This window comes from Psychrobacter sp. Sarcosine-02u-2 (genome assembly GCF_002836335.1).
Classification (GTDB): domain Bacteria; phylum Pseudomonadota; class Gammaproteobacteria; order Pseudomonadales; family Moraxellaceae; genus Psychrobacter; species Psychrobacter faecalis.
Genome location: NZ_PJBX01000159.1, coordinates 1 through 26206, shown reverse-complemented (window position 1 = coordinate 26206; position 26206 = coordinate 1). Strand labels below are relative to the sequence as shown.

The following is a 26206-nucleotide window of genomic DNA, read 5'->3' as shown; positions in this document are numbered from 1 at the left end:
CAAATTTTCATTAACGCAAGCAATAAAAAACCCACTGTCTTTATCACAATGGGTTATTTTTAATTAAAAACTCTTGAGCACTAAAATGGCTAAAAAACTATTTATCCTGCCACAACACTTCATCAGCATATAAAGATTCAAGCGTTTCGCGTTTACGAATCAGTTGATGCTTATCATCGGCTACCATCACTTCGCTAGCACGACCGCGCGAATTGTAATTGCTACTCATGGTAAAGCCGTACGCACCAGCACCGGTGATGGCTAAAATATCACCTGTTGCTAATGACAATAAGCGGTCTTTTGCTAAAAAGTCACCAGTTTCACAAATCGCCCCAACGATATCCCACGGCTGTGTGCCATCGGTATCTAAACCGTCTTTGGGCAATGTCGCAGGAATCACTGCCATTTCAGCTTGGTATAAAGCAGGACGTATCAAATCATTCATTGCCGCATCGACAATAGCAAAGTTCTTGTGCTCGGTTGGTTTAAGTACATCAACGTTGGTTAATAATACACCGGCATTGGCCACGATACTACGACCCGGCTCAAAGAATACCGTTAAACCAAGCTCACTCAGCTTAGGCAGTAATGCTTGCGCAAACGTCTCGATAGATACCGGCGTCTCATCGATATAACGTACGCCAAGCCCGCCGCCCAAGTCGATATGACGCAGCTCAACACCTTTAGCTCGCAAGCTATAAATCAGCTCAATCACTTTATCGAGTGCCGCGACAAATGGCGCAACCTCGGTCAGTTGCGAACCGATATGACAGTCGATACCGACAATATCAATATGCGACAACTGTGCCGCTTGTTCATAAACGGCAACGGCATTTTCATGGCTGATGCCAAATTTATTGTCTTTTAAACCGGTTGAAATATACGGATGGGTTTTGGCATCGACGTCTGGATTGACCCGCAATGAAATCGGCGCGGTTTTATCAAGCGCTTTTGCCACTTCGTTAATCAGCGCCAATTCACTAATCGACTCAACGTTAAAGCAGCCAATACCTTGATTAAGGGCATATTCGATTTCGCTATAGGTTTTGCCAACACCTGAAAATACCACGCGCTCAGCTTTTCCACCCGCTGCCAAAACCCGCATCAACTCACCGCGTGAGACAATATCAAATCCTGCCCCTGCTTGCGCCAAGATGCCAAGTACGGCAAGGTTAGAGTTTGCTTTCACCGCATAGCAAATTTGATGCTTTAGGCTGGCAAAGCTTGTGGTATAAGCCCGATAAACGTCTAAAATCGCTTGTTTTGAATAGACATAACACGGCGTACCATAGTGCTTGACCACCTCATCAATACTTACCTGCTCCATATATAACGCGCCATCGCGATAATCGAGCGCGGGCAAATGGGCGGTTAAGGCTTCAGGATGCACATACAATCCTTGCTCAGTTTTGGTCGTGACTGACTGACTCATAAAGTTGTCTCTAATTTAATCAATGTATTAAGGGATTAATGGGTTTAGCAGCTTGGATAGGCTAAGAATCGTTTGAATATTTGGCTTTTAATAAGTAAGCATTAATAAACAAGCATTAATAATCGTTAGGATCCGTACTCGGCGCAGGCAACTGAAAATCTTCAGCGTTTTGCGCGTTATTTGCATTGTCATTGAGCTTAGCAAAGGCGGCATCTTGCGGATGACTGGTGCTCTCAAGCACAGCCGTATTGTCTTTTACCGTTTGGCTACTCGATTCTGCTAAATACAAATCGCCTTTTTGTCCGCAACCTGCCAAGGCAGTTGCCCCGATTACCAGCGTCGTTATAGTTACCTGATAAACAGCAGATTTGACATCAACGCTTAAATTAGCGCTGTTAAAATTTGAGGTACGGCGTATAGTAAACATAGAATGGCTAACCTTTCATCTTGCAATGGTTTGCAGGCGATAACAATCACTATCAGCGAAAATAAGGCTGCAGTAGAAAAATAGGACAATTTTTTAATCATAGCATTATTCGATAAAGTTGTGCGCCCCCTGCTGCTGATTGGCACATAAATTTATAAGAATTAACGACTAACGATAGGCAAAATGGGATTTTATAAACGCTATCAATAGCTACAGACAGAGAACCACAGACAAACTTACTTACAATTCTATAAAAACTGCTTTTATCCTATTATCTCTACTGGCGGTTGATGATATTCGGTGTACACTTGTATAAAATGGCGTGATTAAAGCCTTATAGTTATCGTGGTATAAAATTCAAAATATGGTACATTATAGTGAACCCTTGCAGCAGCAATGAAGCGCTAATATAGGTTTTAATAGCCATTAACCGCTGCGAGCATTTTGGACAATTATGCGCTTTTAAGATATTTTAAAAACACTACAAGCCTGAAATGCGAAAAACAATATTAAGAAAAACATTAAAAATAATGCGAAAAACAATGCTAAAAGTAAGACTAAAAGCAATGATAAAAATCAGCGATAGGATTGTTGCGTATGGCAGCTGTTTGGCTTACGGCGACGAGAATATGGCTGGTTTTTTTATGTAATCGGTGACTATCGATGTCGATTCACCACCCAAAAAATAACTTCTAAGGATAGAGTATGAGCGCTGGCGTAACCACCAAATTTAACGATAAAGACTCTGCAACATCGAATCTAACCAACCCCACTTTAGTACTAAATTGCGGCTCCTCTTCAATCAAATACGCACTCATCAGCGAAGACAATACTACGCGTATCACAGGTCTGGCAGAAAACTTAGGCCTCGACACTGCTCGTATCAAACACACCACGCTAAATGGTGAAAAGCTAGAAATCGCCATCGCTGGCGGTCGTCATGAACTTGCTTTAAAGAAAATTCTTGAGCTATTAGAACAATATCACTTTATTGCCGTCGGTCACCGCGTCGTGCATGGCGGCCGCGAGTACTCAGAAGCGGTGCGTGTCGACCAGCATGTGCTAGAAGAAGTTAAACGCCTAAAAATATTAGCACCGCTCCATAATCCTGCCAATGCACTCGGTATCGAAGCAGTACAAGCGATTTATCCTGAGATTCCGCAAGTGGTGGTATTTGATACTGCCTTCCACCAAACCATGCCACCGGTTGCGTTTCGTTATCCGCTACCAAAAGTCCTTTATGATGAATATAAAATCCGTCGTTACGGCTTTCATGGTACCTCGCACGCGTACGTATCCGAACGCGCCAGCGAAATCACCAGTGCTAAAGGGCCACACGGTTGGTTGACCGCGCATTTAGGCAATGGCTGCTCGGCGACGGCTGTCTATAATGGTGAAAGTCTCGATACCAGTATGGGTTTGACGCCGCTTGAAGGGCTAATGATGGGCACGCGCAGCGGCGATGTCGACCCAAGCTTGCATATTCATCTTAAACGTCAGTTAGGCATGAGCTTAGAAGAAACCGATAAGATGCTCAATAACGAAAGTGGCCTGCTGGGTATTTCAGGTTTATCCAATGATTTACGTACCATTGAGCAAGCAGCAAATGAAGGTCATCAAGACGCTAAGCTTGCGATTAAGATGTTCTGCTACCGCGTTGCCAAATATCTTGCCAGCTTTAGCTGTGCGCTACCTGACTTTACCGGCATTGTCTTTACTGGCGGGATTGGCGAAAACTCAGTGACCACGCGGACGCGTATTTTAGAGATGATGCCGCATTTTGGCATCAAGGTAGATAGCGCTAAAAACGCCAGCTTGGTCGGTGGTAAAGAAGGCAGTTTCCATGCCGATGATAGCAGCATCGAGCTGTGGGTGGTACCAACCGATGAAGAATGCCGCATTGCCCAAGAAACGCGCGAAGCCTTAGGTTTATAAGCGTCAGATTGCTAAACAAACCATGACTTGTGCCATAAGAAAACAAGAAGCGTTTGTATGGCACAAGGATAAAACGCGCTTAAAAAATAGAATAAAATAAATAGTAGGATACATTATGCAAACTTTTTTACTTGTGCCCATCAGTCGCGGTATCGGTGTGACGTCAGCGGCGTTAGGCTTGATTCGCGCCTTTGATTATAACGGTATCAAAGCCGGCTTTATGAAGCCGTTTTTGCAAGACGATACCTTAGATAAGCAAAACAGTTTAGACAGCTCAAGCGCTTTGGCAATGCACGCATTTGGTCTAAATCCACCCAAATCTATCAGCCGTCAGCGCCTTGAGCGTATGCTTGGCGACGACAATCTTGATGATTTGATGGAAGAAGTCGTCGTCAATTATCATACCTTAGGCGACGACTACGATGTGGTTATTTGTGAAGGCTTAGTATCGACGACCGAGACATCTTATGCCTCACAAATCAACCGCGCCATTGCCCATGCTTTAGATGCCAAAGTCATTTTTGTCAGCACCGCAGATACCAGTAAGCCTGCATATTTGGCTGACAAGCTTGACGTCTACGCCCGTGAATTTGGCGGTATCGCGAGTGAGCGCACGCTTGGTTGTATCTTGATGCGGATGCACGATTTGCCAAACGCCCAAAGCACCCTCGAAAATCAAATGGTCGCCCCAGGCGAAGCCATCGTCAATTTAGACGAAGGCTTTATGCAAGAAGTGCAGCGCCTGTCACCGCACTTTAATACCGAAGAGTTTCGCTTAATCGGCGTGGTACCCTTTAGTGACTCGCTCTCTGTACCGCGTACGTGGGATATCGCCGCTGAGCTCGACGCCACTTGGCTAAACGTTGGCGAAGCAAAATCGCGCCGTATCAACCGTATCAGTTTGACCGCGCGCTCGGTCGCTCGCGTTGATGAAGTCTTTAAACGTGGTACGCTTATCGTTGTGCCGGGTGACCGCGACGACTTACTGTTGGCGGCGGGACTTGCTTGTATCAACGGCATCCCTTTAGCAGGACTGGTATTAACAGGCGGCGTAGTCCCAAGCGAAACAGTCGCTGAGCTTTGGCAATCGGCGCTCAAAACCGGCATCCCTATCATGAGTGTCGAAAGTGACAGTTATGAGACCGTACAAAGCCTGATGCATATGAGCTCTGAGATTCCAAGCGATGATACCGAGCGCGCTGAAGAAGTGGCACGTTATGTTGCCGCGCATTTAGACCTCAACTGGATTAAAGAGTACTTTAGCCAAGAGTATGAGATGCGCCTGTCACCTTCGGCATTTCGTCATCAAGTGGTCAAAAAAGCGCAAAACGCCAAAAAACGTATCGTGCTCCCAGAAGGCTCAGAGCCGCGTACGGTCGAAGCGGCGTGCATTTGCCAAAGCCGCGGTATCGCCAATTGCGTGTTGATTGCCAAGCGTAGTGAGGTCGAGCAAGTAGCGAAAAATCGCGATTTGGTGTTGCCTGAGGGCCTTGAGATTATCGACCCCGATACCCTTGATATGAATAAATATATCAATGCCGTGGTCGAGCGCCGTAAGGGTAAAACCAACGCCGAAGTCGCTGCTGAATACCTCAAAGACACGGTTTATTTGGGTACGACCATGCTCGAGATGGACGAGGTTGACGGTTTGGTTTCTGGGGCGATACACACTACAGCAAATACCGTGCGTCCGGCGTTTCAGCTGATTAAAACCGCGCCGCAGTATTCGCTGGTATCGTCAGTATTCTTTATGCTGCTACCTGAGCAAGTGGTGGTCTATGGTGACTGTGCCATTAATCCTGACCCGAACGCTGAAGAGCTCGCTGAAATCGCCATTCAATCGGCGCAGTCTGCCGCCGCCTTTGGTATCAATCCAAAAGTCGCGATGATTAGCTACTCAACGGGTTCATCTGGTACGGGCGCTGATGTCGAAAAGGTCATTCGTGCAACCGAAATCGTCCGTCAGCGTGCGCCGCACCTCGCCGTCGATGGCCCATTACAGTATGATGCCGCTTCGGTCATGAGCGTCGGTAAACAAAAAGCCCCTGACTCACCGGTTGCCGGACAAGCAAACGTCTTTATCTTCCCTGACCTAAACACTGGTAACACCACCTATAAAGCGGTACAACGTAGCGCCAATGTGGTCAGTGTCGGACCGATGTTGCAAGGTTTGAATAAGCCCGTTAATGACTTATCGCGTGGCGCTTTGGTCGATGATATTATTTATACCATCGCCCTGACCGCCATCCAAGCGCATAGCGACGCGATTTAATCTCGTTACAGCTTATATTTTACAGTCATGCTTAATCGCTCTACATTTAACCGACTATCATCATGATGGTCGGTTTTTTATGGACTATTTTTGTTAAAGCTTTAGGGCTTTAAAACATACGACCCTACTGAGCGCTCTCCAATAATGCTATAGTTCATTTAACGACACTGTCCATTCGCAGCGCTTTTTGCTCATTTATTTATGCCTCATTCTAAAGACTATCACCTAACGAAAAACGCCAAACCCGCCATTCGTGCCTATTTGGGCGGCTCATTTGATCCTGTACACAATGGTCATTTGCAAATGGCGCTGTATGTTTATCAAAGTTTATTACCAATAGCAAAGCAACAGCAGCGCGAGCTACAGGTGTCATTATTGCCCAATGCGCGCTCGCCGTTTAAAGCAGACAGCACCGACCCTAAGCACCGCCTAGCTATGCTAAAGCTGGCTATAAAAGATACCCCACTACAAATCAATGAGCTTGAGCTGTGGCAAACACCGCCGGTCTATACCATTGATAGCGTAAACACCTTACGCACGCGCTACCCGCACGATAGCCTGATATTTATCATGGGTATGGACAGTGCGCAGAGTTTGGATAAATGGAAAAATGGTCTGGCGCTGACCGATCATGTCAATTTATGGGTATTTAATCGGCTGAGTATTGGCGAAAATGACCCTATTAATAATGATACAAACGCTGAGACAAATAAAAAGCTCGTTAATACAGATTTAATCGCGTCAAACCCCAGCGCTCTGCAATCTCAATTGCCCGTATCCTTGCAATACTTCATCACTGACTCGGCTACTGACCTTGTCGCGCCAGCTTTGCAGCATTTAACAGACAGCAGTAACTTGAAAAACGCCGCTCAAGGACGCATTTATATAGACCCGCGCCCTGTGGCAGCGATATCAAGCACCCAAGTACGTCAACAGCTGCGCAAGCAAGGTTCGCAAAACGCAACTTTACAGCCAATAAATGCTATCATTAACCCGACTGTAGCCAATTCATTCGTTAAATGGCTAAATCCTGCCGTTTATCAATATATTATCGACCATCAGCTATATTCTGCTGCTCAATTCCGTTAAAATCGCCTTATACGTTTAACTTTACCTATTTTATCCATGTTGCCGCAAAAACACCTGCCTATTTACCTATTTTTCAAGGGCGCGTGAGCACAAGCAATGTGATGATTTACTATTTTATTTTTAATATTTATGATTGAAGAGAAGACCATTTATGACCAATACCATGACTGAAGAACGCTTAAAAGAATGCTTAGCGGTAGTCGAAAACACGCTTGATGATATGAAAGCAAAAAATATCACTGTTTTAAACGTAGAAAATCTAACGGACGTGATGGAGCGCATCGTCATCGCTGACGGTACTTCAAAACGCCACGTCCGTGCGATGGCAGACAGCGTCGGCGCTGAAGTTAAGCAAGCGGGTTTTATGCCACTTGGCCGTGAAGGCGGTACCGATTCTGACTGGACGCTGATTGATTTAGGCTCTGTTGTCGTGCATATGATGACGCCAGCTGCGCGTGAGTTCTATGACTTAGAAGGCCTATGGTCGTCACCTGATCAATTGGCTGAGCTGGTCGCTGTACCACGTGAGAAGAAAACCGCAGGTCGCCGCAATAAAAACAAATAATCTTGTTTGTTAACAGCACTGTTTAAGAAGAAGACCAGATTCTACTCTGGTCTTTTTTTGTCTAAAATTTGGTACAGATAAAGGTTAAATCGCTAAAGCCATATAATCACATGCCTGATTAGGCTAAGATAATAGCCATCTTTAACATCACTAATGAATTAACCACTCGCCTAATAAATCCCTATCGATTAGGATAATCCATGAGCATAGAGCAAATAGCATCTTCTAGCCAAAAAAATAGCGCTGATTTCAATCAACCTTTACCGCTACATATTGCCAATCTAGTCTGCGTCCGCGCTGGCAAAGCCATGCCATTTGCCCGTGAGCAGATGAGCGCCATTGATAAAGCACCCATCAACGCGCCTGTTGCGGTCAATTTTATGGGTCTGAGCACTGATGAACAAGCCGACCGACGCCATCATGGCGGCCCGCTAAAAGCTGTACATCAGCTAGCGACGTCAACTTATGACAAGATAAATACAGAGTTTGGCTTAAAGGTACGCGTTGGCACACTGGGTGAAAACTTAACGACTGAAGCAGTAAATGGTCTGCCTGCAATGGATGAGTCGACTGTGTGTATCGGCGATGTTTTTCAATACGGTAGGCAATATGGCAATACTGATAATAACGACAGCGTCCAACTTCGCATCGTGCAGCCGCGCCGCCCCTGCTACAAAATCAATGACCAAATTGGACAGTTTAAACTGAACAAAGTGCCAAATATCGCCTCTTGGGTGACTAAGCAAGGTATCGCTGGCTGGTATTTTCAGGTTGTACGTGATGGTATGATTCACGCTGATTTGCCGGTTTATCTCATCGAACGCCCCTATCCTTTTGCGACGCTTGAAAAGCTATGGCAATTATCAAACTCAAAAGAGAAATTTGCTGCAAAGGTGATTGAGCCGTGGCTCATGATTGAGTGTTTGGAGGACAGTTGGAAAGCGGTTTTGGCGAAGAAAATTAGGAAGGGTTAGCATTTCATGGCAAAAAATATCTTTTTAGCATTAGCATGTATCTTAACGCTGCCTTTAATTGGCTGCGTGACCACTCATAATGTCCAAATAGCGTCCAGCGAGCCTTTCGTCATTGATAGCGAAACCTATCAAGCGACGGGTAAAAGCGAGCGTATTAAAACTATCATTTTGCATTATACGGTGAGTAATAATGCCCGCGCTATTAAGCTTTTGACCACCGGCGACGTCAGCGCCCACTATCTAATATTGGATAATAACGATAATAAAATTTATAACTTAGTGCCCGAGGGCGAACGCGCGTGGCATGCAGGCAATGGCGGTTTTGCTGGTAGAACGATACTCAACGATACCTCTATCGGCATTGAGATTGTCAACCCAGGCATCAAGCCTGAATATCGAGATGCCTTAAAAAACGGCGCGCTCGACTATCATCCTTATGAGCACTATGTTGAATTTGATGAGTTGCAGATTAAAAAATTAGCGCAGCTGGTACAAGATTTGGCAAAAAGATATAATATCTCAGCAAAGAATATCATCGGTCATGCGGATATGGCACCTTCGCGTAAAATCGACCCCGGTGCCAAGTTCCCTTGGCAGCGACTGTATTTCGATTACGGCATTGGCGCTTGGTATGATGAATTTGATAAGCAATACTTTATGAATCAAGACGCTTTTGCAGCGGCAACGATACCTGAGATTAAGCAAGCGTTTCGCGATTATGGTTATCAAATCAATGACACAGACGCGTGGGATAAAGCCAGTCGCAATGTGGTGTATGCCTTTCAATTGCATTTCCGTCCGCAGCAGCCAACGGGCGAGCTGGATTTAGAAACGTATGCGATACTACGCGCACTCAATAAGAAGTATGCTGGTCGTGATGACTTTTATTAATGGATAAAAAAATATTAGGAGACATAAGCCATGAGCAACTCACAATACAACGAGCAAGACGAGCAAAATGAACAAGACGAGCTACAGAAATATCTAGAAGAAAAAGCGAGGCAGGAGCAAGAAGAGAAAATGAGAAAGGAACAAGAACCTGAGCAGCTTTCAGCGTATGAAGCTTGTGTACTAAAAGAAAGCGCTAGGATTCATGAGTTGATTGCTGAGGCTAAGAAGGAAGGTAAAAAGTAGGTCTGTGAAATATAGACCTAAAATACAATAAGCAGGTTTTTTAGCTCACATTCTTTTTGAATATAGATTGAAAACCAAACTAAAGCTTTCACTTAATCTATGATAATGTATTATTAATTCACAAAATTTTGAGGATTCAAATTGAAAGTATCCGCATCAAATATAATTAGCTGGGTAGAGAATAATAATAAATTGGCGCAACAAGAGCTACCTCAAATAATAAGACGGCTCTGCTTTGATGCACAAGATACAAAGGCAAGCTCGTTCCCTGCTGGCGACTCTACTTTCATGCCATCGTGGGATGGCACACTTGTTTCAATAAATGGCAGTGCTTGGGTTCCTGCTGGGGAATCAGTTTGGGAAATAGGTACAGATAGCTCCGTAGGTAGCAAAGCAAATAGCGATTTTATAAAAAGAACAGAAGATAGTTCAGAAGACTTCAAAGCTGAGAACACCTATATTTTTATTACTCCTCGACGTTGGAAGAATAAAGAAAAGTGGATTACTGATAATAAAAATAAAGGCGGCTGGAAAGAGGTTAGAGCATACGATGCCACTGATTTGGAAGAATGGATTGATAGTCAACCTTCAAATGCTGTGTATATTGCAGAGATACTAGGAATTGGTGGCTATGGCGTTAAGAGCGCAGAAGCTTATTTTAATGATTGGGCAAATCAATGTAAACCAGCTATAACTAAAGAAGCGCTGATATCGGGAAGGGAAAGCTCTTTCGAGTCACTGGATAAAGAATTTACTGATAATTTTACTAAGGATAATTATTCAGTTATTAGTGTGTACTCTGACAGTATTGAAGAGTCTGTGATAAGTGCTATCGTTGCCGTAACGAATAATAACAAGCTTCTCTTAAACTCTTTAGTAATTACTGATGAACAAGGTTGGCAGTACGTTCAAAATAACCCAGAAGTTAAAATCGTAATTTGTGCATCACCTGAAATATCTAAACAACCTAGTTTTAAAAACGACTTAACACTAATATCACCTCAGTCATTAGGCAACAAACCTATTGATGAGAAAAATATTATTCTAGAACGAGCCAGTTATTCAGAGTTTGAGAAAGCTTTAGTAGCATTAGGGGAAGAAGAAAGCGATGCAAAACGCTTATCACATCAAGCAGGTAGGTCATGGTCCATTTACCGAAGGCTTAAAGCTATCAACCCAGCTATCTCGAAACCTAAATGGTCAGAAAGGAACTCTTTGGCTCTTAATTTATTATCCTTAACTGGTTCATGGGATGGAAACAATGAAAACGATAAGTCGTTTGTGTCCTCTATTGCACAAACTGAATATAAAAATATCGAATCTGAGCTTTTACAGTTAGCTTCTGTTGATGATACGCCTGTCATTAAAATTGATCAGGTATGGAAGATAAAATCTCCTGTAGAAGTATTACCTTTTGTTAGTAATGCTATTAGCAGTGAGTTAGTCGAGCGTTACTTTGATAATTTACTAGAATTATTTTCAATAAAGCATCCAAAACTTGAACTAGATGTCAGTCAACGTTATATGGCTAATGTCATTGGTAAGCAGTTCCCTTATTCGGAAGTATTACTTGAAGGTATTGCTAACTCATTAATTAAATTGGCTGTAATAGGAGATGATTTTATTGAACTAAGTTCTACTAGCTTTCAATTTAGAATCAATCGCTTAATAAAAGAAATTTTATCAAGTGGTAGTAGAAAAAACTGGTTGACACTAGAGCCTTACTTTAGAAGCTTTGCAGAAGCGAGTCCAGAAGAGTTTTTGGGCTCAATCGAAAAAGACCTTCGAAGAGAAAATCCTTTAATTCAAACTTTATTTACAGAAAGTAGTAGTGACGTCATGACTGGTCAGCGTTACTTCAACAACCTATTGTGGGCATTTGAAGTTTTAGCTTGGAATCCTAGATATATCACTCGTGTCTGCAAAATTTTAATCGAGTTAGATAAATTCATAGTTCCTTCAAACTGGACTAATAATCCATTTAATACTCTTTATTCTTTCTTTAGACCGTGGTTTCCACAGACTAATACGACGGTAGAACAACGCATAGAACTATTGAATCAGATAATCACGCTTGACGAAGAAACTGGCTTTGAAATACTTTTAAGACAAAGAGACTTGAGGGGTGATCATGCAATCCCTAATGCCCAACCCGTTTATAGAGATGATAATGCTGGGCATATCGTATTAGAATTTGATAGGTACAAAGCTATCGAATACGCTAACGAAAAATTAGTAGACTTAGCAAACCTGAATCCAGATAGAATTTATAAAATTCTTGAGCTGTACTTACTTGATAGTTTTGACTTATGGCAAAAAGTACTTAAACTGCTTGATGAGTTGGCCAAGTCAGAGATAAAAGACGATGTTCGTATACGTTTCCAAAATAAATTGAGACAGTTCAAAAATCGCAACCCTAGAACCTCTTTGAAATCTGAGGAAGTAGATCAGCAGCTTGATCACTATATTGAATTATTTACACCCAAGTCTATAGTTAATGATTGCTTATGGCTATTCACTGACCGAGCTGATAGCTTTTTTAAAAGGGATTCTAATGATTATGATTACAAAGAGCGCCAAAAAATAGGCGATCAAAAAAGGGTTGAGGCAATCACAGCAATTAATGAAAATCATGGGGAAGAAGCAATATTTGAACTATTGGCTAAATCAGAGAGTAAAAGACTCTGCTCAGCTGCAATTATTCATTCCAAAATTTTACTACCTAAAGACATCATAGGTTTATTAATTCGAAATATCGATTTATATGATCTTAGTATTCTAGATAGTATCGTATGGTCTGAGGGTAGCTCAAAAGCTATTACAAACTTCAAATTAATCATGGATGAATCCAATATATCTTCTATGTTGAATGATGAAGATAAAGTTAGTTTGCTTTTAAACCTACCCCTACCACTTAATAAAGATGTATGGGATACAGCAAGACTATATAACCTCGAAGATGAATACTGGGATAGGTTTAGTGGTTATTTAGCTTGGATAGGCAACATACAAGATAAGGAATACTGTGTCGGGAAGCTTATAGAAAGACAACGTCCAGTGGCTTTATTAAATGCTATTAGCTTGAATTTTACAGTCTTACCAGTCGAACAGCTTCTACAAACTTTAGAGCTTTTTATTAACAACCCTGAGGATCAATATCAAAATTTTGACAGTCACGCAATCAAAGAGATGATCGAATATCTTGAAGAGCAAAATGGTTTAGACGAGTCAAGATTGGTGTATATAGAGTATCATCTGTTTTCATTGTTTGGGTACCATGAAGCGATCAGGCTAAAAACTCTTTATAGAAATATAATGAATGACCCAAATTTCTTTGTGCAATTACTTCAGTCATTTTACTTGAAAAATGATGATGCACCGAAACAAGATAAATCTACAACTCTGCACAACTATAAAATACTTGATGAGTGTGCATTTTTACCAAGTATCAATAAAGACTTGAAGCTTAATGAACCTGACTTTAAAGCTTTTATTAAGGAAGTTAGAGCTCAAAGCGAAGGTCTTGGTATTTTAGATTCTTGTGATAGAGTACTTGGTCAGATATTGTCTCACTCACCGTGTGAAGATAATGACAAATGTATAATGCCAATGGTTGCAGATATTTTAGATTTATTTGACGCTGAAAATTTGAGACGAGGGTTTTATTTAGGTACTGTCAATCAAAGGGGGGCTCACTGGAGGGACAAAGGCGGAAAACAAGAAAGGGTTTTAGCAGATGAATATAGAGAATATGCTAAGCCTTGGATCATCTCTCATCCTTATGTAGCTCAAATGTTCGAAGATATAGCTCGCTCATACGAAAGTGAAGCTAAATACTGGGATAATCAAGATAAATTGATGTCTGAAAATCTTCGTTAACTATTAATAGTTGCCTTGAGACACGGTTTAGCCCTGATTGAAGCGGATATACTTGGTGCAGCACAGGGTTGCAGACGCTTGATTAGGAGCGTTATCGCTGAGTCAGGAACGATCCTAATCTTAGCGAATCCCCCTGTGCTAACCAAGATAGTAGCGAAAAGCAGGATTAGCTCCGCCTACTTCTTAAAACTCAAACCCCAAACACAAAAAAGGTGAGCCTAGGCCCACCTTTTTTTTATGTCTAAAGTTAACTCAAATTATCCTAACGCAACCAAGCACGAGCATTACGGAACATACGCATCCACGCACCGTCCTCATCCCATGCTTCTGGTTTCCAGCTATGATTGTAGGCACGTAGCGTACGCTCAGGGTGCGGCATCATGATGGTGACGCGACCGTCGGTGCTACACAGACCCGTGACACCGCCGAGCGAACCGTTTGGATTGAGCGGATAGGTCTCGGTTGGATGACCGTGGCTGTCGACAAAGCGCATGGCGAGCTGACCGTGTTTTTCCATACCGTCGATTTCGGTATTGTCCAGCGTGGCATAGCCTTCACCGTGCGCGACAGCGATTGGTAAAATACTGTCTTGCATACCTTTGAACAGGATAGACTTGGTACGCTCGACTTTGACGTTGACCGTACGCGCCTCAAAGCGAGCAGATTTATTGGCAATAAATCTTGGGAAGTTTTCCGCACCCGGTATGAGGTCTTTTAACTGCGCCATCATCTGACAACCGTTACAGACACCTAAGCTAAAGGTATCAGGACGGGCAAAGAAGCGCACAAACTGCATGCGCAATTCGTCATGGAATAAGATAGAGTTTGCCCAGCCAGAGCCAGCGCCCAATACGTCACCGTAGCTAAAGCCACCACAAGCGACCAAACCATCGAAGTCACGTAAATTAATGCGACCTTCTAGCAGGTCGCTCATATGGACGTCGACCGCTTCAAAGCCAGCTTGGGTAAAGCCTGCTGCCATTTCAGTCTGACCGTTGACGCCTTGCTCGCGCAGGATGGCGACTCTTGGTTTAGTTTCACGGCTGTTTAAGTATGGTTCTTCAACTTTTTGATTGAGGTCAAAGTTTGGTGCAGCGATAAGACCTTGATGGCTAGCATCGCTAATCAAGTCATACTCTTGCTGTACGCACGCTGGGTTATCACGGCGTCGGGCAATTTGATAGCTGACCTGACTCCACTCTTGTTGTAGCTCAGAACGGCTAAAGCGTAAAGTATCATTGCCCATATGTAGCGGCGTTTGAATGATAAGGCTGTCTTCCTCACAGCTTTGACCGACAAGGCTTAGCATATCACTGACGTTAAATTCTTCTGCCAATTGCATAAGAGCAGCGACGTTTTCCGGTAATACTTGAATAACCGCGCCCAGCTCCTCACTGAATAATTGACCGAGTAGGTTTTTATCGTCCAATGACAGCTTGATACCTTGACGACTGGTAAACTGCATCTCAGCAATCGTCGCCAGCAAACCACCATCGCCGATATCGTGATAAGCGCTAATAACGCCTTGCGCGTTACCCGCTTGGATAAAGTTAAAGAAGTCTATTAAATCGCTTGGCTTTTCAAGGTCAGGACATTCATTGCCCAATTGGCTTGCCGTTTGCGCAAGGATTGAACCGCCAAGGCGCAGTTTACCTTTTGATAAATCAATACGGTAGAAGGCGCTATCACCATTGATTAGCTCTGGCGTTAAGGTTTTTGCCACATCAATAACAGGTGCAAAAGCCGTAATCACAAGGCTCATTGGCGAAACGACAGATTTATCAATGCTGCCTTCGTCCGTGCTATCCGTCCAATTGGCACGCATCGATAGCGAGTCTTTACCCACTGGAATGGCAATACCAAGTGCTGGGCATAGCTCTTCACCGATCGCATGCACAGCGTCAAATAATGCAGCGTCCTCATTGTCATCGCCGCAGGCTGCCATCCAGTTCGCTGACATAGTGATATCAGATAACTGGTTAATACGCGCGCCAGCAATATTGGTAATCGCTTCACCAACGGCTAAGCGCGCAGAAGCTTTTGGACTAATAAGAGCAACAGGCGTACGCTCGCCAACACTCATTGCTTCACCACTCATTAGCTGACCATCTAGCGCTAATAAACCAGACGCGGTAACGGCGCAATCAGCAACCGGCACTTGATAGCGACCAACATACTGATCACGAACGACCATACCAGTAATTGAGCGATCACCAATGCTAATCAAGAAAGACTTACTGGCAACGGTTGGATGACGTAGCACATCTTTGATAGATTCAGCTAAATTAAAGTCATTAAGCTCAAGCGGCGGCAATTCTTTCTCTTGACGCTCAAAGCTGCGCTGCATCTGCGGCGTACCACCGAGTAATACTTGCATCGGCATATCGACTGGCTGCTCATCGAGCAATTCATCATCAACGATAAGCTGACGTATTTCCGTCGCTTCACCTAAGATGGCATACGGGCAACGCTCACGGGCACAGATGGCATCAAACTGCTCTTTGCTTTCAGGGCGAATCGCTAACACATAACGCTCTTGCGCCTCGTTTGACCAAATCGCCATCGGCGACATGCCTGCTTCTAGCGACGGGATTTTACGCAGGTTTAAATGGGCGCCCATCTCGTGGTCATTGACCAATTCTGGCATGGCGTTTGATAGACCACCGGCGCCAACGTCATGTAGCGAGACGATTGGGTTGCCATCTTTACTGTTACTACTAGCGTCAATATCGTTACCAGACTGTCCATTACCAGCTAAGGCCCAGCAGCGATCGATGACTTCTTGGCAGCGACGCTCCATCTCGGCGTTATCGCGCTGCACAGAAGCGAAGTCCAAACCTTCATCCAGTTCGCCGCTATCGACAGATGATGCTGCGCCGCCGCCCAAACCGATTTGCATCGCAGGGCCGCCAAGGACGATTAATAAGTCACCTTGTTGAATGGCATTTTTTTCAATCAGGTTGCGTTTGATATTGCCGTAACCACCTGCCAGCATGATGGGCTTATGATAGCCGCGCATTTGGCTACCATCTTTTGCCGCTGAGGTATCTAATTGGAAACTACGGAAATACCCGCATAGGTTTGGACGGCCAAATTCGTTTGAGAAGTTTGCTGAGCCAAGTGGTGCTTCGGTCATAATCTCAAGGCTGGTGGCCATACGATCTGGCGTACCGTAGTCTTGCGTGCTGACTTGCCCCGACTGCTCCCATTTTTCCGCAAGCTCTGGAATATGCAGATGTGATACATGAAAACCCGTCAGACCGGCTTTTGGCTTACCGCCACGTCCCGTTGCACCTTCATCACGAATCTCACCGCCCGCGCCCGTTGCCGCACCGGCATAAGGGGCAATCGCCGTTGGATGGTTATGAGTTTCAACTTTCATTAAGATATCGATTTCTTCTTGATGAAAGTCATAAGGATGGGCAGAATTTACATCCGTGGCATCAGTCGGCACTGGATAGTAACGCAGCCCCTTAGCACCAGCCATCACCGCAGCGTTGTCTTTATAAGCCGACAAGATACCTTGTGGATTGGCTTTATAAGTATTCTTAATCATTTGAAACAGTGATTTTGGCTGCACTTCGCCATCGACCGTCCACTGGGCATTAAAGATTTTATGACGGCAATGCTCTGAGTTGGCCTGCGCAAACATCATCAGCTCAACGTCAGTTGGATTACGTTTAAGCTCATTGACGTAGGCATTCATTAGATAGTCGATATCTTCGCTCGACAAGGCAAAACCAAATTCTTTATTGGCGGCTTCTAGTGCTGATTGACCTTGCCCGATGACGTCGATGCGATTAAGCGACGCTAGCTGTTCATCATCGAACAGTTTATTTACGTCATTTAAATCATAAACTAGGCTTTGGGTCATACGGTCAAACAATAATTGCTCAGCGGCTTTAGGAAGCTTGTTATTAGGTGCACCTACGTCGCCGTCTGCTTTTGCATCAATCGTTAGGGTATAAACGATAACGCGCTCGACGCGTTTAATCTCAATGTCACAGTTATTAAAGATATCGGTCGCTTTACTTGCCCACGGTGAAATCGTACCAAAACGCGGGCCTACGATGACTTGTAATTGGTTGCTTTGTGGAGCGGCAAGTTGGGTGTCTGCCTTAACCCCAAATAGGTCCAGCGCTTTTTTCTGCTCATCACCTACGAGGTCGCGCGATAACACATAAACTTGTTGAGTATGAATTTGGCTGACATTTAGCTCGGTTTTTTGTTGAAACTGACTGATGAGTTGCTGCGTCTGAAAATCGGTAAGAAACGGTTGTCCGGCGATGGTCATCATAAAGGCATAATCCGTAAGATCAAGGCATCTCTGCCATGCAAAGTAAATGGTCTGCGTATTATAACAAGAAGCCCTGTAATAAGCAGGTCAAAACCGAGATAAAAAGCTTTTCAAAACAGAAATATTGCTTAGCTGGCGTCACAATTTTTACCTAATTCTTGTAAGCCTTACAAACACTCACATCGCATTACTGGCGACCTATATAAATAAGAGAGTGATAATCGCTATTATAGTTGGCAGTTGCGATGAGTTAAGCGCCTCATAACGAGCTTGATAACTATACCTATAATCTGCTCATAAAAATTACTATAAACGGCGCTGGCTTGTCTAAACTGGACGATTAATAAGCAACCATAAGTTAAACAAAGAACCACTTACTATAATGATAAAAGGACAAACCCAATGAGTAACCAAGAGCATATCGCCAAAATTCAAGAAATTATCAAAGACGTAAAATTTGCCATGATGAGTACTACCAATAAAAAAGGTGACATTCATGCTTGGCCGATGACTACCAATAAAGCGGATGTTGCTGCCAAAGAAATTTGGTTTATCGGTGATAAAACCTCAGACGTCGTCAAAGACATCCAAAACGATGCAAGAATTGGATTAACGTACGCTACTCAAGATGAAAAAAACTATGTCTCTATTAGTGGTAACGCTGAATTATCAACCGATAAAGACAAGTTAGATGAGCTATGGTCGCCTGTTTATAACGCCTTTTTTGCCGAAGGCAAAGAAGATGAAAACGTCCAATTGATTAAAGTCGTGCCACATGGTGCCGAGTGCTGGATTAGCGGTAGTTCAGTGGTCAATATGTTCAAAATGGCAACCGCAGCAGTGCAAGAAGGGAAAACTGCTGAAGATTTAGGCGAGACTTTCTCCGTCTCTCTATAACCTCGGTTTCTGTAAGTTTTGCTGTCTTAATAATAAAAAATAAAAAATAAGACATCTATTTGAACGCCAGTAAGTTATTAATTTACTGGCGTTTTTTTATTTTATCAAAACCTTAAAGCTTACAAAGCGTCACAGCGTATTACAGAGCAGCTATATCGTTTTATTAAGCAACTTTATTATATTAATAACTGTTTCTACATCTAACAAATGATTGGTATAAAGCTATTAATCATTAATTATTTACCGCTAGCTTTATATCTAAAATTTTGAATAGCATCTTTCAATAGTAAAGGACAACTATTATGAACAAACAAGCGCAAATGGATACCATCCAAGCGATGGTAAAAGACATTAAATATACCATGATGACCACGCGCAATGGCGAAGACCATCTGCACTCTTGCCCAATGAATACCACGGAGACCAGCATTGGCGCCAAAGAGATCTGGTTTATTGGTCATACGCCTTCTGAGACTGTTGATAACATTAAACAAAATGCGGAAGTAAATTTGGCTTATACCTCGAAAGGTGATGATAGGTATCTGTCTATTTCTGGTACTGCTGAGTTGGTCGAGGATGCGGAAAAACTCGATGAACTATGGTCGGTTATGTATAACGCCTATTTTGAGCAGGGCAAAGAAGATCCAAGGGTACAGCTGATAAAAGTCACGCCACATGGCGCAGAATATTGGGCAAATGGTAATGCCATTACCAGCGCGGTCAAAATGACGGCGGCGGCAGTTACCGATACGGCGATTGAAAAAAGCTTAGGGGAAAATTTCTCTATTGAGTTGTAATTATTTGATCATTAAATACAGTTAAAACTATGATAAATAAAAAACGCCAGTCACTTATCATGACTGGCGTATTTGTTTATGAGCGGTTTAAACTTAAGCATGTAAACTTAATGACTAATAGCATTTATTCTACATACTAACCGCTTTGTTTTAAATACGGCCATGCAGCTCTTAAGTAAATCATCATCGACCATAAGGTTAAAATCACCGCCGCCACCATCAAGACATACCCTATCATTTCAAGCGATTGCCAATTTAACAATAACACAGTGATGGCGATCATCTGAAAAGCAGTCTTGAGCTTACCGACATACGAGACAGCAACACTGGTACGATTGCCAAGCTCTGCCATCCATTCCCGTAGCGCCGAGACGGCAATTTCACGCGATATAATAACAATCGCGGCAATCGCCATAATAATATTGGGATGCCATTGTACCAAGATAATCAGTGCGGCTGCGACCATGAGCTTATCAGCGACTGGGTCTAAAAAGCGCCCAAACGCAGAGACCACGTTAAGCTTACGGGCAAAGTAACCATCGAGCCAATCGGTCACCGCGGCGATAATAAACACACCGGTTAGCAGCAAATGGCGCAGCAAACTGTCGCTAAATTCGCTCATACCTACCCGCGCGATGACATTGTCCGAAATCGCTGGCATGCCAATTCCCATGGCGGGTGGCCAATAAGCAATCGCCACAAATAGCGGAATCATTAAAATACGCGCAATCGTAAGATTGTTGGGTAAGTTAAAGATACTTCTGTCGTTTGGCGTTGGTAGCGGTTTTTGTTCTGGTGTGTGCAGCGGTGTACTCTCGGTCATGACAAACCCAGTTTATAGTGAACGATAAGAATGTGGCTAGCTTAGCATTTTTCAGCCATGTCGTCATGCTTCTGTGCCGGTTGGTTTTGGCTTTACTCAATTGCAAGTGTTTTTGAGCAAAAGATGCTTAGCAAAACGATTATGATGATGATTTTTAGCTAATAATCGGCGGACAATTAACCAAAACGTAATGACATGTAAGCAAGCTAGGTAAATCGACCAATTTCAGTTATGATGACTGTGTAATAAATACAGTTGTACACTGGAAATTGTAAGCAGATGTGATAATTTCTTGAAATCATAGATTTTGTCGTCATCTTTATATTAACAATAATAAATCTTGATCAATTTACTTGTGGCTCGTTATTCAGTAGTAGCTCGGTCGCATGATAAGTTTTCCTCAGCCCACGACACCTCCTTCGTGGGCTCTTTTTTTGCCGGTAAGTTAATGATTTATATAAATTCAAATTTATTATGATGTAATACGTCTAAGTTTAATTCCTTAAAGCCTTTATTATCTGTAAATTAAACCATCGCTGCCACCGTCTGCGCTGCCATTTGATAGCAGCTTTCGATATTACCTTGCCCGCACCAATCGCCGCTGACAATCCATTGTTGCTTATCATCAACCAATACTCCTAACTGCTCTTTATGAGAAGCGGTTACGGTTGCAGCAAAACGCCAACGGTGACAGTTAACTTGGCTTGGCGCGCTGTCGGTTTGCCAGTTTAGTGCTTGCTTGGCGGCTTCTAACAACTTTGCTTTTATGGTATCGATATCGTCATCGACGTGCTGCTCTGACCAGTCGTTGCGCGCATGAATGGTCATGCTGGGTAATAGCGCATGATGCTCAGGCTTATGATGTTCGATAAATATTCTATCAATGATAGAATTCTGTACATAAGCCACATCCCACGCCGTGTCCCAACAGCTTAGCGCCTCAGGTAATGGTTGGTTCTCATTCCAACCAAGCATTAAGCTATAGCACGCCTGCATTGTTGGCTCAGTGATTTTTGCGCATTCACTAAAGCCGCTATCTGCCATCAGCTCGACGGCTTGACCATTTGGCACCGTACAAATCACCCAATCAAAATGACCAAGACTGTTGCCATTTTCATCGAATAGCTCAGTTTTATTACTGGTTTTTTCACTGGTTTTGTCGTTAGTTTTATTATTGTTGTTGCTATCTGGCGTTTGCTTATATTGAGATAATGGCGCGACGCGGGTATTAAACTTGATGGTGCTATGCTGCAATTCATCAGCCAATGCTCGCCCCCAACTGGTCATCTTTGGCGTGCTGATATAGCGCGATTGCGTACTGCCCCATTGCTCTTTGAGGTGCATATCAGCTGTGGGATTATTTTCAGACATTGGCGTTAAGCTCACTACTCGCGCGCACCAAGGCTGTAGCAAACCTGTCTGCAACCACGGCTCAATAAATTGTTGAAAGCTTGTGGTTTTGGTGGTAAAAAACTGCGCTCCAAATGCCCATTGCCAGTTTTTATCAGTAAGGCTATCGCTGCGGTAACGTGTTGCTAGACGCCCGACGCTGCGTGATTTCTCAAAAATAGTGATTTCTGGTATTAAGGATTTGTCATTAATTTTCTGCTCATTCATTTGGCTAAAAGCGCGTTCTAATAAGGTGGCAGTAAATAGCCCCGTTAAGCCAGCACCGATAATAGCAATTTTTGGCGCTGATGCCTGCGTAGGCTGCAAAGAAGAGTTCGGCATAATGACGGTAAACCTTGTAAATGTAGAGAAAAACAAAAGTTATTGAAACTTTAAAGCGCGCCAATAGCAATAACCTCTAGCTAAAAAAACCATACTATTTACGATAGTATGGCTTTTGAAGAAGGGAAAAATTAGTTTAGTGCATATCCTTTTAGTATATCCAATTATCGAATCATACTCTTTAATCTCCGCGTTCCGCTTTGACCACGTCAATCAGCTCATTGATGACAGCGCTATCAGCGAGGGTCGATAAATCGCCCAATCCAACATACTGCCCTGCGGCAAGATTTCGCAGGATACGGCGCATGATTTTACCAGAACGCGTCTTGGGTAAGACGTCCACCATATAAATAGCATCCAAGTTAGCAATCGGGCCAATCTCCGCGCGCACGTGGCGATTGAGCTCGGATTTTAAAGCATCCGTTGCGGTTTCGCCCGATTTTAGAATGATAAAGGCACAAACCCCCATGCCGCGAATGTCATGCGGCATACCGACAATCGCCGCCTCAGCCGTTGCTGGGTGTGCAACCACCGCGCTTTCAATCTCTGCCGTGCCCAAGCGATGCCCGGCAACATTGAGCACATCATCCACGCGTCCGGTAATCCAGTAGTGACCGTCTTCGTCACGCTGCGCACCATCACCAGTAAAATAATAGCCCGGATATTCTGTAAAATAGGTTTTTAAAAAGCGCTCGTGATCGTTATAAATGGTACGCATCTGCCCCGGCCAGCCGCCACTAATCGCAAGGTTACCTTCTGCCGCACCTTCTAAGACATGGCCATCAGCATCGACGACGACCGGCTCGATGCCATATAGCGGATTCATCGCCGCGCCTGGTTTCATATCGACAGTACCCGGTATTGGTGCCAGCAAGATACCGCCGGTTTCTGTCTGCCACCACGTATCGACAATCGGACATTTACCGCCGCCAACGACATGATAGTACCAATCCCACGCTTCTGGATTGATTGGCTCACCAACGGAGCCAAGCAAGCGCAAACTTGAACGGTCAGATTCACGGACAAAGGTATCGCCCTCTTTCATCATCGCGCGGATGGCGGTCGGTGCGGTATATAAAACCGTGATTTGGTGTTTATCAATAATATGACCGATACGTGCCCAGGTTGGATATTCTGGCACACCTTCGAACATAACCGTCGTCGTACCATTGGCAAGCGGCGCATAAGTGGCATAAGTATGACCCGTCACCCAACCGACATCGGCCGTACACCAGTAGACATCGTCTTCTTTGATATCAAACACATCACGGAAGGTCGAAAGCGCATAAGTGATATAACCACCGGTGGTATGCAGCACGCCTTTAGGCTTGCCGGTTGAGCCGGAGGTATATAATAAAAACAGCGGGTCTTCGGCATTCATTACCTCAGGTTCGCAATGCTTTGATTCGCCATCGACCAAACTGTGATACCACACATCGCGGCGACCGCTCATCGGCACAGAATTACCCGTACGATGGACGACCACGACATTGGTCACGCTTTCCGTACCATCCATGTCTAACGCTCGGTCGACATTGGCTTTGAGCGGTGTGCGTTTATTACCGCGAATACCTTCGTCGGCGGTAATGACCAATTTTGATTGGCTATCTATAATACGATTGCCCAAACTCTCGGCAGAAAAACCGCCAAATACAACCGAATGCACTGCGCCAATGCGCGTACACGCCAGCATGGCGACCATCGCTTCTGGTATCATTGGCATATATAAAGTGACGCGATCGCCTTTTCTGACCCCAAGTTTGCGCATGGCATTCCCGAGACGACACACCGCTTCGTGCAGCTCTTTAAATGAGATGATTTTGTGTAGCGATGGATGGTCACCTTCCCAAATAATAGCAGGCTTATAAGGGTGATTTTCGACATGGCGATCAAGGCAGTTGACTGAAATATTAAGCTCACCGTCCTCATACCATTTGATATGGAAATCTTCTAAGTCATAACTGACATCACTGATTTTGGTGGGTTTTTTTATCCAATCAATCAGCTCGGCACGCTTGGCCCAAAAGGCATCGTTCGCCTCAGGTGACGCGATAGATTGTTGGTATTCTTTGGTGTATTGCTCAGCGCTAGTATTGGCAGCGGCGACAAACTCAGCCGCGATAGGAAATGATTTTTGAGTCATCGTAGTCATCCTTTTTTAATTATTCTGACTTGTAGCGGTTGTCGTTGCGACTATCATTAAACGGCTTGCGTTAAATATGAACGGCAAACGGTGGCCTATACAAGTGATAAGAGTCATCTTCCATAATGTCTGACACTTAAGTTAGTTTGACAAATAAGCAGCGTCGTTGCAAGACGTCGAGCGCAAAACACAACAATTTCGCTGCACAGCTGTATACTTAATCAGGGGTAGCGACTTTTATAAGTTGACTGGGCAAAAATATTTAATCCTTGTAACCTGCTATAAAACATGAACAATAGCTACCTTTTATCATTAAAACGCCCACTCGGCTGATTTTTAATTTTACGCTTTTTTATTTCTATTTTTTAAAGTTTAGCGCTTTTTGGAGCCTATTATCATGGAAAATCCGCGCAATACAGCAGCACACAATCACTACGATGTCATCGTCATCGGCGCTGGTGCGTCGGGATTATATTGTGCGCTCACCGCGGGTCGCCGTGGTCGCCGCGTCTTGGTGCTCGACCACGCCAATAAAGCTGGTAAAAAAATCCTCATGTCAGGTGGCGGGCGCTGTAACTTTACCAATTACTTCGTCGAGCCTGAGCATTTTATCGGTAGCAATGCCCATTTTTGTAAATCCGCGCTGAGCCGTTATCCGAGTTGGGAATTCATTGCTATGGTTGAGCAGCATAAAATCCCTTACCATGAGCGCGAGCATGGGCAGCTATTTTGTGATGATTCGGCGCAAGATATTTTAACTATGCTCCTTGATGAATGCGCTGTTGTGGGTGTACAAGTCAAGCTCAATACCCACATTGAACAAGTAAAAACTGATGAGAATAATGAAAAATCCCGTTTTGAATTAATTACCAGCAAAAACCTGAGTAAAAAAGAAAAACAAGAGAGAAAAGATAACGGCAATCAAAGTAAGCTGCCGCAAACCAGTTATCGCTGCGAGTCGCTTGTGGTAGCGACGGGCGGCTTATCAATTCCGACCTTAGGTGCGAGCGGCTTTGGTTACGAGCTGGCGCAGCAGTTTGGTCATACGTTAGTCGCAACTGATGCCAGCCTTGTGCCATTTACCTTTACCGATAAAACGGGTGAGCTGATTCGAACACTTGCAGGTATCAGTCTGCCGGTGATTGCCAGTAATGAGCGCATCTCCTTTAAACTGCCCTTGCTCTTTACTCACCGCGGCCTTTCTGGTCCGTCTATGCTGCAACTGTCCAACTATTGGCATGTTGGCGAAACCATCACCATCAATTTGCTACCCGAAATAGATATGACGGCGCTTTTACTTGCTCATAAAAAATCGCACCCACGCCAGCTTATCCGCACGGTCTTGGCAGACAATACCAACAATGCTTTGCCGAAAAAACTGCTGGCAGCGCTACAAACGCATTTGTGGGACGATATCAAAGACACCGAGCTTGCCAATATTAAAGATGAGCGCTTGATAGAGCTTGGCGCGACGCTGAACGGCTGGCAGCTAAAACCGTCTGGCACTGAAGGCTATCGAACCGCTGAGGTCACACGCGGCGGCATCACAACCGATGAAGTCTCATCAAAGACCATGCAAAGCAAATATCAAGACGGGCTATATTTTATCGGTGAAGTGCTCGATGTCACCGGTTGGCTTGGCGGCTATAACTTTCAATGGGCGTGGGCCAGTGGTTTTGTTTGCGGCGAAGTGGTTTGATGTTAAGACAGACCCTTAATTTAAACGGTAAGCATTCAAACGCTAGCCTTTCAAACGCCAGCGATGCAAATTTAAAAACACTAAATATTTGACTATTTTGAATATAACCACC

Annotated in this window: 17 protein-coding genes; 11 read left to right on the top strand and 6 right to left on the bottom strand. The window is 43.9% G+C overall.

Annotated elements, in window-relative coordinates:
- Positions 1 to 97 precede the first annotated feature (97 nt).
- Both lysA and lptM read right to left on the bottom strand, forming a co-directional pair.
- A complete protein-coding gene (lysA, locus tag CXF58_RS07065; RefSeq protein WP_102077018.1) occupies positions 98 to 1432 on the bottom strand; it encodes a diaminopimelate decarboxylase in 1335 nt (444 codons plus the stop codon).
- Between the two features lie 115 nt (positions 1433 to 1547).
- On the bottom strand, positions 1548 to 1859 hold the full coding sequence (lptM, locus tag CXF58_RS07060; protein WP_102077017.1) for an LPS translocon maturation chaperone LptM: 312 nt from the start codon (positions 1857 to 1859) through the stop codon (positions 1548 to 1550).
- Between the two features lie 705 nt (positions 1860 to 2564).
- Here lptM and CXF58_RS07055 point away from each other — a divergent pair.
- The 8 genes from CXF58_RS07055 to CXF58_RS07020 all read left to right on the top strand — a co-directional run bounded on the left by CXF58_RS07055 (position 2565) and on the right by CXF58_RS07020 (position 13707).
- Positions 2565 to 3794 carry an acetate/propionate family kinase gene (locus CXF58_RS07055; RefSeq protein ID WP_102077016.1) on the top strand — a complete coding sequence of 410 codons (1230 nt, stop codon included), beginning with the start codon at positions 2565 to 2567 and terminating at the stop codon, positions 3792 to 3794.
- A gap of 115 nt (positions 3795 to 3909) precedes the next feature.
- Positions 3910 to 6066, top strand: a complete 2157-nt coding sequence (pta, locus tag CXF58_RS07050) for a phosphate acetyltransferase (protein WP_102077015.1) — start codon at positions 3910 to 3912, stop codon at positions 6064 to 6066.
- 201 nt (positions 6067 to 6267) lie between these two features.
- Positions 6268 to 7155 (top strand): nicotinate-nicotinamide nucleotide adenylyltransferase, encoded by an 888-nt coding sequence (locus CXF58_RS07045; RefSeq protein ID WP_102077014.1) that lies wholly within the window; start codon positions 6268 to 6270, stop codon positions 7153 to 7155.
- 151 nt (positions 7156 to 7306) lie between these two features.
- A complete protein-coding gene (rsfS, locus tag CXF58_RS07040; RefSeq protein ID WP_068406254.1) occupies positions 7307 to 7720 on the top strand; it encodes a ribosome silencing factor in 414 nt (137 codons plus the stop codon).
- Between the two features lie 200 nt (positions 7721 to 7920).
- Positions 7921 to 8694: an MOSC domain-containing protein gene (locus tag CXF58_RS07035; protein ID WP_102077013.1), complete on the top strand. Its 774-nt coding sequence runs from the start codon at positions 7921 to 7923 to the stop codon at positions 8692 to 8694.
- 6 nt (positions 8695 to 8700) lie between these two features.
- The gene (locus tag CXF58_RS07030; protein WP_102077012.1) at positions 8701 to 9585 is read left to right on the top strand and encodes an N-acetylmuramoyl-L-alanine amidase; all 885 of its coding nucleotides are present in this window, start codon (positions 8701 to 8703) and stop codon (positions 9583 to 9585) included.
- Between the two features lie 30 nt (positions 9586 to 9615).
- Positions 9616 to 9828 carry a hypothetical protein gene (locus CXF58_RS07025; RefSeq protein WP_102077011.1) on the top strand — a complete coding sequence of 71 codons (213 nt, stop codon included), beginning with the start codon at positions 9616 to 9618 and terminating at the stop codon, positions 9826 to 9828.
- A 141-nt stretch (positions 9829 to 9969) separates the two neighbouring features.
- Positions 9970 to 13707: a hypothetical protein gene (locus tag CXF58_RS07020; RefSeq protein WP_102077010.1), complete on the top strand. Its 3738-nt coding sequence runs from the start codon at positions 9970 to 9972 to the stop codon at positions 13705 to 13707.
- 262 nt (positions 13708 to 13969) lie between these two features.
- On the opposite strand, the gene purL is transcribed toward CXF58_RS07020, so the two are convergent.
- Positions 13970 to 18004, bottom strand: a complete 4035-nt coding sequence (gene purL / locus CXF58_RS07015; RefSeq protein ID WP_102077009.1) for a phosphoribosylformylglycinamidine synthase — start codon at positions 18002 to 18004, stop codon at positions 13970 to 13972.
- Between the two features lie 402 nt (positions 18005 to 18406).
- On the opposite strand from purL, the gene CXF58_RS07010 reads away from it, so the two are divergent.
- Both CXF58_RS07010 and CXF58_RS07005 read left to right on the top strand, forming a co-directional pair.
- Positions 18407 to 18901 carry a pyridoxamine 5'-phosphate oxidase family protein gene (locus tag CXF58_RS07010; RefSeq protein ID WP_102077008.1) on the top strand — a complete coding sequence of 165 codons (495 nt, stop codon included), beginning with the start codon at positions 18407 to 18409 and terminating at the stop codon, positions 18899 to 18901.
- A 302-nt stretch (positions 18902 to 19203) separates the two neighbouring features.
- Entirely contained in the window at positions 19204 to 19698 is a 495-nt protein-coding gene (locus CXF58_RS07005) for a pyridoxamine 5'-phosphate oxidase family protein (RefSeq protein WP_102077007.1), read from the top strand.
- Between the two features lie 136 nt (positions 19699 to 19834).
- Here the strand turns inward: CXF58_RS07005 and pgsA are convergent, their stop codons facing one another.
- From pgsA to acs, 3 genes are all read right to left on the bottom strand, one after another.
- Positions 19835 to 20521, bottom strand: coding sequence for a CDP-diacylglycerol--glycerol-3-phosphate 3-phosphatidyltransferase (gene pgsA, locus CXF58_RS07000; RefSeq protein ID WP_102077006.1), 687 nt, complete (start codon positions 20519 to 20521; stop codon positions 19835 to 19837).
- A gap of 525 nt (positions 20522 to 21046) precedes the next feature.
- Positions 21047 to 22252, bottom strand: coding sequence for an NAD(P)/FAD-dependent oxidoreductase (locus CXF58_RS06995; protein ID WP_102077005.1), 1206 nt, complete (start codon positions 22250 to 22252; stop codon positions 21047 to 21049).
- Between the two features lie 181 nt (positions 22253 to 22433).
- Positions 22434 to 24395, bottom strand: coding sequence for an acetate--CoA ligase (gene acs, locus CXF58_RS06990; protein WP_102077004.1), 1962 nt, complete (start codon positions 24393 to 24395; stop codon positions 22434 to 22436).
- A 397-nt stretch (positions 24396 to 24792) separates the two neighbouring features.
- Between acs and CXF58_RS06985 the strand changes: the two genes are divergently transcribed.
- Positions 24793 to 26094 carry a BaiN/RdsA family NAD(P)/FAD-dependent oxidoreductase gene (locus CXF58_RS06985; RefSeq protein ID WP_102077003.1) on the top strand — a complete coding sequence of 434 codons (1302 nt, stop codon included), beginning with the start codon at positions 24793 to 24795 and terminating at the stop codon, positions 26092 to 26094.
- Positions 26095 to 26206: the final 112 nt, after the last annotated feature.

Coding starts and splice junctions, on each gene's coding strand:
- lysA (WP_102077018.1), bottom strand. CDS start 1,432: ATGAGTCAGTCAGTCACGACCAAAACTGAGCAAGGATTGTATGTGCAT.
- lptM (WP_102077017.1), bottom strand. CDS start 1,859: ATGTTTACTATACGCCGTACCTCAAATTTTAACAGCGCTAATTTAAGC.
- CXF58_RS07055 (WP_102077016.1), top strand. CDS start 2,565: ATGAGCGCTGGCGTAACCACCAAATTTAACGATAAAGACTCTGCAACA.
- pta (WP_102077015.1), top strand. CDS start 3,910: ATGCAAACTTTTTTACTTGTGCCCATCAGTCGCGGTATCGGTGTGACG.
- CXF58_RS07045 (WP_102077014.1), top strand. CDS start 6,268: ATGCCTCATTCTAAAGACTATCACCTAACGAAAAACGCCAAACCCGCC.
- rsfS (WP_068406254.1), top strand. CDS start 7,307: ATGACCAATACCATGACTGAAGAACGCTTAAAAGAATGCTTAGCGGTA.
- CXF58_RS07035 (WP_102077013.1), top strand. CDS start 7,921: ATGAGCATAGAGCAAATAGCATCTTCTAGCCAAAAAAATAGCGCTGAT.
- CXF58_RS07030 (WP_102077012.1), top strand. CDS start 8,701: ATGGCAAAAAATATCTTTTTAGCATTAGCATGTATCTTAACGCTGCCT.
- CXF58_RS07025 (WP_102077011.1), top strand. CDS start 9,616: ATGAGCAACTCACAATACAACGAGCAAGACGAGCAAAATGAACAAGAC.
- purL (WP_102077009.1), bottom strand. CDS start 18,004: ATGATGACCATCGCCGGACAACCGTTTCTTACCGATTTTCAGACGCAG.
- CXF58_RS07010 (WP_102077008.1), top strand. CDS start 18,407: ATGAGTAACCAAGAGCATATCGCCAAAATTCAAGAAATTATCAAAGAC.
- CXF58_RS07005 (WP_102077007.1), top strand. CDS start 19,204: ATGAACAAACAAGCGCAAATGGATACCATCCAAGCGATGGTAAAAGAC.
- pgsA (WP_102077006.1), bottom strand. CDS start 20,521: ATGACCGAGAGTACACCGCTGCACACACCAGAACAAAAACCGCTACCA.
- CXF58_RS06995 (WP_102077005.1), bottom strand. CDS start 22,252: ATGCCGAACTCTTCTTTGCAGCCTACGCAGGCATCAGCGCCAAAAATT.
- acs (WP_102077004.1), bottom strand. CDS start 24,395: ATGACTCAAAAATCATTTCCTATCGCGGCTGAGTTTGTCGCCGCTGCC.
- CXF58_RS06985 (WP_102077003.1), top strand. CDS start 24,793: ATGGAAAATCCGCGCAATACAGCAGCACACAATCACTACGATGTCATC.